We start from the raw sequence: 11830 nt of genomic DNA, 5'->3' as shown, positions 1-11830 counted from the left end.
AGAGAATGATGCAGGATTCTGGCCGGGACACCGGGACCAACAAGCCGCTCGCGCGCGATGCGATGGCCTATGTGCTGGCGGGCGGGCGCGGCAGCCGCTTGATGGAACTGACCGACCGGCGGGCGAAGCCCGCCGTCTATTTCGGCGGCAAAAGCAGGATCATCGATTTCGCGCTTTCGAACGCGATCAATTCGGGCATCCGCCGGATCGGTGTCGCTACCCAGTACAAGGCGCACAGCCTCATCCGGCACATGCAGCGCGCGTGGAATTTCATGCGCCCGGAACGGAACGAGAGTTTCGATATCCTCCCCGCCAGTCAGCGCGTGTCGGAAAGCCAGTGGTACGAAGGCACCGCCGATGCCGTCTTCCAGAACATCGATATCATCGAGAGTCATGCGCCCAGGTACATGGTCATCCTCGCCGGCGATCACATCTACAAGATGGACTACGAGTTGATGCTCCAGCAGCACGTCAACTCAGGCGCCGACGTCACGGTCGGATGCCTCGTCGTGCCGCGGATGGAGGCGACCGGGTTCGGTGTAATGCACGTCGATGAAACGGACAGGATCACGGCGTTCGTCGAGAAGCCGAAGGACCCGCCCGGCATCCCCGGCAACGAGAGCATGGCGCTTGCCAGCATGGGGATCTACGTGTTCGAGACCGAGTTCCTGTTCGAGCAACTGCGCCGCGACGCCGACGATCGGGCCTCGAAGCACGACTTCGGCGGCGACCTCATCCCCTACATCGTCAAGCACGGCAAGGCCGTCGCGCACCGTTTCACCGACAGTTGCATCCGAGCCGCCGAGGAGATCGAGGAATACTGGCGCGACGTAGGCACCGTCGATGCCTATTTCGAAGCGAACCTCGACCTCACCGACACCGTGCCCAAGCTCAATCTCTACGATCGCGAATGGCCGATCTGGACCGACGCGGTGGTCGCCGCTCCCGCCAAGTTCGTCCACGACGAGGACGGTCGCCGCGGCTGCGCGATCACCTCGCTGGTATCGGGCGACTGTATCGTATCGGGAGCCGAGGTGAGCCGCAGCCTGCTGTTCACGGGGGTCAAGATGGGCAGCTATTCGAGCGCGCACGAAGCGGTCATCCTGCCATACTGCAATGTCGGGCGCGGCGCCCGGCTCAGGCGCGTGATCGTGGATTCGGGGGTGCGGATCCCTGAAGGCATGGTCATCGGAGAGGACCCCGAACTCGATGCCCGGCGGTTCCGCGTAAGCGAGGGGGGGGTGGTGCTGGTCACCCGCGACATGATGGCACGGCTGGCTTGAAGCTAAGGGTCCTATCTGTCGCATCGGAGGCGGTGCCGCTGGTCAAGACCGGCGGCCTCGCGGATGTCGCCGGCGCGCTTCCAGGCGCACTTGCTTCGCACGGTATCGGCATCACGACCATGGTGCCGGGTTACCCGGCGGTCATGGCGCGGATCGGCAAGGCGAAGGCGGTCCATGCGTGGGAATCGCTACTCGGCGAACCCGCACGGCTCCTGGCAGCGGAGGTCAATGGGCATCCCCTTCTCGTTCTCGACGCGCCGGGCTTCTTCGATCGGCCCGGAAGCCCTTATGCCGACGCCGGCGGGCGCGACTGGGACGATAACTGGCGCCGGTTCGCCGCGCTTTCCCGCGCCGCCGCGGATGTCGCCGGCGCGGCGGTAAGGGCGTCAGGATTCGATCTCGTCCATGCGCACGACTGGCAAGCGGCGATGACGCCCGCATACATGCGCTTCGCTCCTCCAAGCGGCGCACGACGCATTCCGACCGTCGTTACGATCCACAACATGGCCTTTCAGGGGTTCTTTCCCGCTGAGGTCTTCTCCCGGCTGGATATTCCCCGGGAAGCGTGGTCGGTCGAGGGAGTCGAAAGCTATGGCGGTGTCGGCTTCCTCAAGGCCGGCATGCAGCTTGCCGACGCGATCACCACGGTCAGCCCGACCTACGCGCGCGAGATCCGCGCACCCGAGTTCGGGATGGGGCTCGAGGGGGTGATCCTCGCCAGGTCCAATCGTGTGTTCGGGATACTGAACGGCATCGACGAGCGCGAGTGGTCGCCGGCAACCGATCCGCATCTGGCCCAGACATACGGAGCCGGTCAGCTCGCCCGACGCAGGCGCAACAAGCGCGCGCTCGAAAAGAATTTCGGGCTTGAGAAGGGCGACGGCCCGCTCTTCGTCGTCGTCAGCCGGCTGACCTGGCAAAAGGGCATGGACGTGCTGATAGAGGTTCTCGATCATCTCGTCGGGATCGGGGGCAGGCTGGCTCTGCTGGGATCGGGAGATGAAGCGATCGAGGCCGGCCTGCACGAAGCGGCGGCGCGCCATCCGGGGCGCATAGGAGTGCGCATTGGCTATGACGAGGCACTCTCGCACCGGATGCAGGGCGGAGGTGACGCGATCCTCGTGCCGAGCCGGTTCGAGCCATGCGGGCTGACCCAGCTATACGGACTGGCCTATGGTTGCGTACCCATCGTCTCGCGCACCGGGGGCCTGGCCGATACGGTTATCGACGCCAACCCCGCCGCGCTCGCGGCGGGGGTCGCCACGGGCATCCAGATGAATGCTGTCGACTATCACGCCCTGTCCGCAACGATCAGCCGGGCGGTTGAGCTTTACGCCCGGGCCGGGGAATGGCGGCGTTTGCAGAAGAACGGCATGAAAGCAGATTTTTCCTGGGCCGCGAGCGGCGCGGCCTACGCAGCCCTCTATCGCCAGCTCACCGGGACCACCGAATGATCACCACGCCCCATCCAACCACTCCCTTCGAGGGGCAGAAGCCCGGAACGTCGGGCTTGCGCAAGAAAGTCAAGGTGTTCGCGCAACCCAACTATGCCGAGAACTTCGTGCAGAGCGTGTTCGACGTGGTCGACCGCCCACCGGATGCGACGCTCGTGATCGGAGGCGATGGGCGGTATTACAACCGCACGGTTATCCAGCAGGCGATCCGCATCGCCGCCGCGAACGGCTACGCGCGGGTGCTGGTGGGACGAGGCGGAATCCTTTCGACCCCGGCCGCGAGCCACGCAATCCGTAAGCACGGCGCGAGCGGCGGGCTTATCCTGTCGGCCAGCCACAACCCCGGTGGGCCGCAGGCGGACTTCGGCATCAAGTACAACATAGCCAACGGCGGTCCCGCTCCCGAATCCGTGACCGAGGCGATTTACGCCCGCACGCAGGAGATCAACCGCTGGCTGGCGATCGATGCGCCTGACATCGATCTGGATGCGGCCGGTGCCACGATGGTCGGCGACGCGAAGGTCGAGGTGATCGACCCGGTCTCCGACTACGCCGACCTCATGGAGACGCTGTTCGATTTCGCGCTGATCCGCGAAAGGGTGGCCGGCGGCCTGACGGTGGCATTCGACGCGATGCACGCGGTGACCGGCCCCTACGCCCGCGAGATCCTCGAAAACCGCTTGGGATTTCCGGCGGGCACGGTGCGCAACGGTACCCCGCTCGAGGATTTCGGCGGCCATCACCCCGACCCCAATCTCGTTCATGCCAAGGCGCTGTACGACACGATGATGAGCGAAGGCGCGCCCGACCTCGGTGCGGCGAGCGACGGCGACGGGGACCGCAACCTCATCATCGGGCGCGGCATTTTCATCACGCCTTCGGACTCGCTGGCGATGCTGGCCGCAAACGCGCATCTCGCGCCCGGCTACGCGAACGGTGTCAAGGGTATCGCTCGTTCCATGCCGACGAGCGCGGCGGCGGATCGGGTGGCCGAGGCGCTCGGGATCAAAGCCTGGGAGACGCCGACGGGATGGAAGTTCTTCGGCACCCTGCTGGATGCCGGGCTTGCGACGATCTGCGGCGAGGAAAGCGCGGGGACAGGAAGCAACCATGTCCGCGAGAAGGACGGCTTGTGGGCCGTCCTCCTGTGGCTCAACATCCTCGCGGCGACAGGCAAGAGCGTGCAGCAAATCGCGCAGGAACATTGGGCGCGCTTCGGCCGGAACTATTACGCGAGGCATGACTACGAAGGTCTCGACGCAGGCAAGGCCATGGAAGTGATGAACCGCGTGGAGGAGCGGCTGGCTGGCCTGCCTGGCCTGCGGATCGGGGAAATGACCGTCGCGAGTGCGGACAGCTTTTCCTACACCGACCCCGTCGACGGCTCGATCAGCGAGAACCAGGGTCTTCGCGTGACCTTTGCAGGGGGATCGCGGCTGATTCTGCGCCTTTCGGGAACCGGCACCGCAGGGGCGACGATCCGGCTCTACCTCGAGCGCTACGAGCCGGCGGACGGCACCATCGACGCGGAAACCACGCGCATGCTGGCAGGCCTTGCGGCGGCTGCAGAGGAAATCGCTGGGATCGCCGCCATCACGGGCCGCGCCGGACCGGACGTCGTTACTTGAGCGCCGACATGGGTGCCGTCGTTGGGGGCGGCACGACCCGGTTCAAGGTGCGCTCGCCACGCGCTGAAGGGGTCTTCCTCTGCCTGTTCGATGCACGGGGGGGAGAGGAGCGGATCGTGATGGCGCGCGATGGACTGGAGCACTGGGTGGTCGAAATTCCGGATGATCTCACCGGGCGCGCTTACGGTTACCGCGCGCTGGGGAAATGGGATCCGGGCCAGGGACTGTGGTTCGACGAGGCCAAGCTGCTGGTCGATCCGCACGCGACCCAGCTCGACCGGCGCTTCACTGCTGACAGGGCGCTCACCCAGCGCGGGGCCGATACCGCGCACCTCGTTCCGCGCGCGATAGTGATGCGCGAGTACGAGCATTTCCCAAAGAGGGCCCCGTTGTTTCGCCGGGGCGGACTGATTTACGAGCTCAACGTCCGGGCCTTCACGATGCTGCATCCCGACGTGCCGGAAGACGTGCGCGGAACCGTCGCCGCGCTCGGGCATCCTGCAGTCGTTGCGCATCTGAAGAAGATCGGCGTGACCGCGGTCGAGCTGATGCCGGTGATTGCGTGGATGAACGAAGCGCATCTCGGCCCGCTCGGACTGGTCAACGCCTGGGGCTACAACCCGATCGCCTTCATGGCGCTCGATCCGGGTCTGTGCCCGGGCGGGGTGCGCGAACTGGCCCGGACGGTCGAGACGCTGCACGGCGCGGGCATCGGCGTACTGCTCGACCTCGTGTTCAATCACACCGGCGAGGGCGATGCGGGCGGGAACATCGTTAGCCTGCGCGGGCTCGACGACAGTGCCTATGCGCGTTCGTCGGACGGACATCTCGTCAACGACAGTGGTTGCGGCAATACGGTCGACTTCGGGCAGGAGTGGGTCCGCGAACTGGCGCTCGACACGATGCGGCACTTCGTCGCGCGTTGCGGGATCGACGGGTTCCGTTTCGATCTTGCACCGATCATGGCCCGATCACCGGGGTTCGATCCGGGCGCGCCGATCTTCGCCGCGATGGCGGAGGACGAGTGGCTTCATGACCGTGTCTTCATAGCCGAGCCTTGGGACATCGGACCGGGCGGCTACCAGCTCGGCAACTTCCCTTCGGCGTGGCTCGAATGGAATGATCGTTTCCGCGACGACGTTCGCCGGTACTGGAACGCCGAAGGGTCCCACAGCGCACTGGCGCACCGGCTCGCCGGGTCGGACGACCTGTTCGGGAAAGACTGTCGCAGCGTCAATTTCGTCGCCGCGCACGACGGTTTCACGCTCGCGGACTGCGTGATGTTCAACGACCGGCACAACGACTCGAACGGCGAGGGCAATCGGGACGGCCACGGTGCGAACTACTCGTACAATCACGGCGCCGAGGGGCCGACCGACGATCCTGCGATCATTGAGGCGCGGGGCGCGACGATGCGCGCGATACTCGGCACCTTGTTCGCCTCGACCGGCACGATCATGTTGACCGCGGGCGACGAATTCGGGCGCACCCAGCGCGGCAACAACAACGCCTACTGCCAGGACAACGAGATCGGCTGGGTCGACTGGGCAGCGCGCGACACCGATATCGAAAATCATGTGGCGCAGCTGTCGCGCAGGCGGGCCGACCGGTTCGCGCGTTTTCCCAGGGACGGCACCTGGCTGCGGCTTGACGGCGAACCGATGGACGAAGGCGCGTGGAGCTATTCCGGCACTCCCGGCTTTGCCTATCGGCCTCCGGACGGCGCGATGCACCCGGGCTTCACCGTGGACCGCGATCAGCGACGGGTGGCTATTGGAGAACTGCCGGATTAGCTCTTCGCTTTGCCTCCCGCCCTCGTTAACCGGGCCGGCAGAAGCTGAGAGGATCGAAAACTGTCCATGAACGGCGCGCAGAGCCTAGTTTCCACTCTTGTCGACCACGGCGTCGACGTCTGTTTCGCCAATCCCGGCACATCGGAAATGCACTTTCTCGCCGCGCTGGGTGACCCGCGGATGCGCGGCGTGCTGTGCCTGTTCGAAGGCGTGTGCACTGGGGCTGCCGACGGATATTACCGCATGGCCGACAAGCCGGCGGCGACCTTGCTGCACCTCGGCCCCGGCCTCTCGAACGGCCTTGCCAACATCCACAACGCGCGCCGCGCCTCGTCCGGCGTGGTCAACGTCGTCGGCGAGCACGCGACCAAGCACCTCAAGTACGATGCACCGCTGACCAGCGATATCGAGGGTCTCGCCCGGCCGCTGTCGCACTGGGTCAGGCGCGGCGACAGCGCGGCGACGATCGCATGGGATACCGCCGCCGCCATCGCCAGGGCGAGCGAGCACCCGGGAAAGATCGCGACGCTGATCCTGCCGGGCGACACCGCGTGGCAGGACGCGGGCGATGTGGTCGTGCCGCCCCCGGCTCCGACCGCGCGCAAGGCGCCCGATCCGGACCGTATCCGCGAAGTCGCGAAGGTTCTCCGCTCGGGCGAGCCAACGATGCTGATCCTCGCCAACAAGGCCTGCCGGGTCGAGCCCCTGGAGTTGGCTGGGAAGGTCTCCGCCGGCACCGGCTGCCGGCTCGCCAGCCAGTTCTTCACCAATCGCATCGAGCGCGGGGCGGGGCGGGTGCCGCTCGAGCGGATTCCCTATTCGGTCGCGCCCGCGGTCAACTTCCTGAAGGGCACCAGGCACCTGGTGCTGCTCGAAACGAAGGAGCCCGTGGCGTTCTTCAGCTATCCCGGGCTCCCGAGCCTTCTGAAGGAGCCGGGCACGCAAGTGCACACGCTGAGCGAAGCCGACGAAGATTCCACGGTCGCGCTCGAGATGCTGGTGGAAGAACTGGGCCTCGGCAACGCGCAGGCGGCCTACCAGCAGGCGGCCGAGAAGGTCATGCCCACCGGCGCGCTCGATCCGATATCGATTGCGCATGCGCTCTGTACCGGCCTTCCCGAGAACGCCATCGTTGTCGACGAGAGCCTGACCAGCGGGCGCGAATCGATGAGCTATACGCTCGGCGCTGCGCCGCACGATATGATCAACAATCTTGGCGGGTCGATCGGCTATTCGCCGCCGGTGGCAACCGGGGCGGCGCTCGCGTGTCCCGACCGGCGGACGATCTGTCTCGTCGGCGACGGCAGCGCGATGTACACGATCCAGGCGCTCTGGACCCAGGCGCGCGAACAGTTGCCGGTGACGACAGTGGTGTTCGCCAACAATACCTACAACATTCTCAAGGCCGAATATTCCAACATGGGTGCTGGCGACCGGCCCAGCGCCGAAGCGCTGACGATGATCGACATCGACCGCCCGACGATCGACTGGCTGGCGATGGGCAAGTCGATGGGCGTGCCGGGGGTGCAGGTCGACACGGCGGAGGGTCTGGCCCGGGCGCTGATCGACGCAAACGGCGAGGCGGGGCCGCGTTTGATCGAGGTCAAGCTGTACTGATGGACGCCGCCGCGCTCGACGCTGCCGATAGCTTGCGCAAATTTCGCGAGCGGTTCGTGCTGCCGGAAGGGAAGATCTACCTCGACGGCAATTCGCTCGGATGCCTGCCAAAAGCAACAGCACCCCGGATCGTCGAACTGGTTCAGGAGGAATGGGGCCAGAGCCTTATAGGTTCGTGGAATTCCGCTGGATGGGTCGATGCTCCCCAGCGGATCGGCGACAAGATATCGAAGATCATCGGTGCGGACGAGGGCGAGGTCGTTGCCTGCGATTCCACCTCGGTCAACGTGTTCAAGGCGCTGTGCGCGGCGCTTTCGGTCAATCCGGGACGTTCGACGATCCTGTCGGAACGCGGCAACTTTCCGACCGACGTCTACATGATGCAGGGGCTCGAGGCGCTGACGGGGCGGCGCGTGACGGCGAAGCTGGTCGAGGGCGAGGCGTTGCTCGACGCCATCGATAACGACACCGCCGCCATCCTGCTCACCCAAGTTCACTACCGTACGGGCCGCGTCCGCGACATGGCCGCGACGACCGCCGCGGCGCACGCGAAAGGTGCGGTCGTGATCTGGGACCTCAGCCACAGTGCGGGGGCGATCCCGGTCGATCTGAATGGCGCTGGCGCCGACTTCGCGGTCGGCTGCGGCTACAAGTTCCTGAACGGGGGACCGGGGGCACCCGGATATATCTTCGCCGCAAGACGGCATCAGGAACGGGCGATGCCAGCCTTGTCGGGCTGGTTCGGCCACGCTCGCCCGTTCGACTTCGAAGACGCATATACGCCCGCGCCCGGTATCACCCGGTTTCTCGTGGGTACGCCGCCGATCCTTGGCCTCGCCGCGCTCGAAGTGGGCGTCGACCTGATGCTCGAGGCGGACATGGCCGAGATGCGGGCGAAGTCGGTCGCCATGGGCGAACTGTTCGCGCAGGCGATGGAGCCGGTCTGCGGGCGGCACGGCTTCACCCTCGTCAGTCCGTCCGATCCGGCGGAGCGGGGCAGCCAGATCTCTTACGCCCACCCCCAGGCCTATCCCATCGTGCAGGCGCTCATCGCGCGCGGCGTGGTGGGGGATTTCCGCGCGCCCGATGTGCTGCGCTTCGGACTGACCCCGCTCTACACTTTGTTTGCCGAGATTGAGGAGGCCGTCGCCGTGATAACCTCGGTGATGGACGAGGCTGCCTGGGACCGCCCCGAGTTCACGGTCCGCGCGGCGGTGACCTGAGGGAGAAGCACCATGCGCCACGTCGAATGGACGCTCGAGGGGCACGGCGCACTTGCGCTCCACGCGCAGGGATGGCTGCCCGAGAGCGAGCCGCCGGACGTGATCGTCATTTCCCACGGCTATGCCGAGCACGGCGGGCGCTACGGCAACCTCGTCGAGCGTCTCGTGCCGCTCGGTTTCGCGCTCTACGCGCTCGACCATCGAGGCCACGGCAAGTCGGAAGGGACACGCGCGCTGGTCGACCGGATGCGATGGGTGATCGACGACTTCCACGTGTTCGTCCGCTGCGTCCGCGCGCTGCATGACGGAATGCCGGTGAAGATGCTGGGCCATTCGATGGGCGGCAACGTCGCGTTCGGTTACGCGCTGAACTGGCCGCAGGACCTTTCGGGCCTGGTCCTGTCGGGTCCGCTGATCGGCGGACGCCTGCCGGCGCTGCAGCGCGCGGTACTGTCGCTGCTGTCCCGGATCGCGCCGAACACCGGGATGATTGCTCTGCCGCCAGAGGCGGTGAGCCGCGATCCGGCCGTCGTGGAGGCTTACGCGGCCGACCCGCTCGTCACCACGGGCAGGGTCGCTGCGCGAACGGCACACGAGATGTTCACCTCCGTCTCAGGCTACCGCGACAGGGCGACTTCGATGAAGGTGCCCCTCCTGGTCCAGCACGGCGAATCCGATGCGCTGGTCAGGTGGAGCGACGTGCGGCCCGTGGTCGAGATCATCGGCGCGCACGACAAGACGGTGATCACCTATCCCGGCCTGTTCCACGAAATCTACAACGAGCCCGAGAAGGACGCCGTGATCGGCGACCTTGCCCGCTGGCTCGATGCGCATCCCGCGCCCTAGCGGTTCAGCCGCCCCTCGATCAGCGTGTCGACCACAGATGGATCGGCGAGGGTCGAGGTGTCGCCCAGCGAGCCGGTCTCGTTCTCGGCGATCTTGCGCAGGATGCGGCGCATGATCTTGCCCGAGCGCGTCTTGGGCAGGGCCGGGGTAAAGTGAAGGTGGTCGGGAGAGGCGATCGGTCCGATCTCCTTGCGGACCTGCTGGCGCAACGCTGTCACGAGATCGTCGGAAGGTTCCACTCCCTCCATCAGCGTGACGTAGCAGTAGATACCCTGACCCTTGATGTCGTGCGGGAAGCCGACGACTGCGGCCTCGGCCACCTGGTCATGGAGGACCAGTGCGCTCTCGACCTCTGCGGTGCCCATCCGGTGGCCGGACACGTTGATGACGTCGTCCACGCGGCCGGTGATCCAGTAATACCCGTCGGCATCGCGGCGGCAGCCGTCGCCGGTGAAGTACTTGCCCTTGTAAGTGCTGAAATAGGTTTGCACGAAGCGCTCGTGATCGCCGTAGACGGTGCGCGACTGCCCGGGCCACGAACGGGTGATGCACAGGTTGCCCTCGGACGCACCGTCGAGCACCTCGCCATCGGCGTCGACCAGCTGGGGGCAGACGCCGAAGAATGGCTTGCCCGCGCTGCCCGGCTTCATGTCGTGCGCGCCGGGCAGCGTGGTGATCATCACCCCGCCGGTCTCGGTCTGCCACCACGTGTCGACGACCGGCAGCCTGCCCTTGCCGACCGTGTCCGAATACCAGCGCCAGGCTTCCGGATTGATCGGCTCGCCAACGGTTCCCAGCAGGCGCAGCGATGACAGGTCGTGCCGCTCGACCGGAGCTTTCCCTTCGCGCATCAGCGCGCGTATTGCGGTGGGTGCGGTGTAGAATATCGCGACCTTGTGCTTGGCGATCGTCGCCCAGAACCGGTCGTGGCCGGGCCAGTTGGGCACCCCTTCGAACATCAGCGCGGTCGCGCCGTTCTGTAAGGGGCCGTAGACGACGTAGCTGTGCCCGGTGACCCAGCCGATGTCGGCGGTGCACCAGAACACCTCGCCCGGCCGGTAGTCGAACACGTAGCGGAATGTCGTCTCGGTCCACACCGCATAGCCTCCGGTGGTGTGGAGCACGCCTTTGGGTTTGCCGGTGGAACCGCTGGTGTAGAGGATGAACAGCGGGTCTTCGGCGGCCATCGGCTCGCACGGGCAGTCGGCGGGCACTCCGTCCGACAGTTCGTGATACCAGTGATCGCGGCCCGCGGTCATCGCGACTTCGCCGCCGGTGTGGCGGATGACGAGAACGGCCTTCACGCCGACTTTTTCGAGCGCGGCGTCGACGTTGGCCTTGAGCGGGATCGTTTTCCCGCCTCGCCAGCCTTCGTCGGCGCAGATCACCCAGTCGCTCGCGCAGTCCTCGATCCGGCCCGCGATCGCCTCGGGGCTGAAGCCGCCGAAGATGACCGAGTGTACTGCGCCGATCCGCGCGCAGGCGAGCATCGCGAAGGCGCCTTCGGGCACCATCGGCATGTAGATAGTGACCCGGTCGCTCTTGGCGACGCCCATCTTCTTCAGACTGTTCGCCATGCGGATCACTTCGGCCTGCAACTCGGCATAGGTGATGCGGCGGACTTCGCCGGCTGGATCGTCCGGCTCGAAGATCAGCGCGAGCCGCTCGCCGTTGCCCGCCGCCACGTGGCGATCGACAGCGTTGTGACAGACGTTGAGCTGGCCGTCGGCGAACCACTTGATGTCGACCGGATCGAAGCTCCACTCTCCGGCCTTCGTCGGGGCCTGCGACCAGTCGAGCCGGGCGGCCTGCTCAAGCCAGAAGGCGTCGCTGTCCGCGATGCTGCGTGCGTACATCGCCTCGTATTGTTCGGAGGAGCAGTTGGTGCCCGAACCGGCCGCAGCGGGGCGGGGTATCCGTTCGGCGTCGTGGGGGTGAACGGCTACGTCGCTCATCTCTTTCTCCTTGCGCAACGGAGCCTAGCGA

At 66.1% G+C, this 11830-nt stretch carries 8 protein-coding genes; 7 read left to right on the top strand and 1 reads right to left on the bottom strand.

Annotated elements, in window-relative coordinates; translation table 11 throughout:
- Positions 1-8 precede the first annotated feature (8 nt).
- From glgC to ACPV3N_RS13110, 7 genes are all read left to right on the top strand, one after another.
- Positions 9-1283, top strand: coding sequence for a glucose-1-phosphate adenylyltransferase (glgC, locus tag ACPV3N_RS13140; protein WP_440118514.1), 1275 nt, complete (start codon positions 9-11; stop codon positions 1281-1283).
- Positions 1280-2737, top strand: a complete 1458-nt coding sequence (gene glgA, locus ACPV3N_RS13135) for a glycogen synthase GlgA (RefSeq protein WP_440118512.1) — start codon at positions 1280-1282, stop codon at positions 2735-2737. The genes glgC and glgA overlap by 4 nt, the downstream gene beginning before the upstream one ends.
- Positions 2734-4365, top strand: a complete 1632-nt coding sequence (locus ACPV3N_RS13130; protein WP_440118510.1) for an alpha-D-glucose phosphate-specific phosphoglucomutase — start codon at positions 2734-2736, stop codon at positions 4363-4365. Before glgA ends, ACPV3N_RS13130 begins: the two co-directional genes overlap by 4 nt.
- 8 nt (positions 4366-4373) lie before the next feature.
- Entirely contained in the window at positions 4374-6158 is a 1785-nt protein-coding gene (gene glgX, locus ACPV3N_RS13125; protein WP_440118508.1) for a glycogen debranching protein GlgX, read from the top strand.
- Between the two features lie 66 nt (positions 6159-6224).
- Positions 6225-7775: an acetolactate synthase large subunit gene (locus tag ACPV3N_RS13120; protein WP_440118506.1), complete on the top strand. Its 1551-nt coding sequence runs from the start codon at positions 6225-6227 to the stop codon at positions 7773-7775.
- A complete protein-coding gene (gene kynU / locus ACPV3N_RS13115; protein WP_440118504.1) occupies positions 7775-8998 on the top strand; it encodes a kynureninase in 1224 nt (407 codons plus the stop codon). The genes ACPV3N_RS13120 and kynU overlap by 1 nt, the downstream gene beginning before the upstream one ends.
- Positions 8999-9010: 12 nt before the next feature.
- Positions 9011-9844 (top strand): alpha/beta hydrolase, encoded by an 834-nt coding sequence (locus ACPV3N_RS13110; protein WP_440118502.1) that lies wholly within the window; start codon positions 9011-9013, stop codon positions 9842-9844.
- Here the strand turns inward: ACPV3N_RS13110 and acs are convergent.
- Positions 9841-11799, bottom strand: coding sequence for an acetate--CoA ligase (gene acs, locus ACPV3N_RS13105; protein ID WP_440118500.1), 1959 nt, complete (start codon positions 11797-11799; stop codon positions 9841-9843). The genes ACPV3N_RS13110 and acs overlap by 4 nt on opposite strands.
- Positions 11800-11830: the final 31 nt, after the last annotated feature.

This window comes from Tsuneonella sediminis, assembly GCF_051912845.1.
Taxonomy (GTDB): Bacteria; Pseudomonadota; Alphaproteobacteria; order Sphingomonadales; family Sphingomonadaceae; genus Tsuneonella; species Tsuneonella sediminis.
This window is presented reverse-complemented; position numbering and strand designations above follow the sequence as displayed.

Coding starts and splice junctions, on each gene's coding strand:
- acs (WP_440118500.1), bottom strand. CDS start 11,799: ATGAGCGACGTAGCCGTTCACCCCCACGACGCCGAACGGATACCCCGC.
- glgX (WP_440118508.1), top strand. CDS start 4,374: ATGGGTGCCGTCGTTGGGGGCGGCACGACCCGGTTCAAGGTGCGCTCG.
- glgC (WP_440118514.1), top strand. CDS start 9: ATGCAGGATTCTGGCCGGGACACCGGGACCAACAAGCCGCTCGCGCGC.
- ACPV3N_RS13120 (WP_440118506.1), top strand. CDS start 6,225: ATGAACGGCGCGCAGAGCCTAGTTTCCACTCTTGTCGACCACGGCGTC.
- ACPV3N_RS13110 (WP_440118502.1), top strand. CDS start 9,011: ATGCGCCACGTCGAATGGACGCTCGAGGGGCACGGCGCACTTGCGCTC.
- ACPV3N_RS13130 (WP_440118510.1), top strand. CDS start 2,734: ATGATCACCACGCCCCATCCAACCACTCCCTTCGAGGGGCAGAAGCCC.
- kynU (WP_440118504.1), top strand. CDS start 7,775: ATGGACGCCGCCGCGCTCGACGCTGCCGATAGCTTGCGCAAATTTCGC.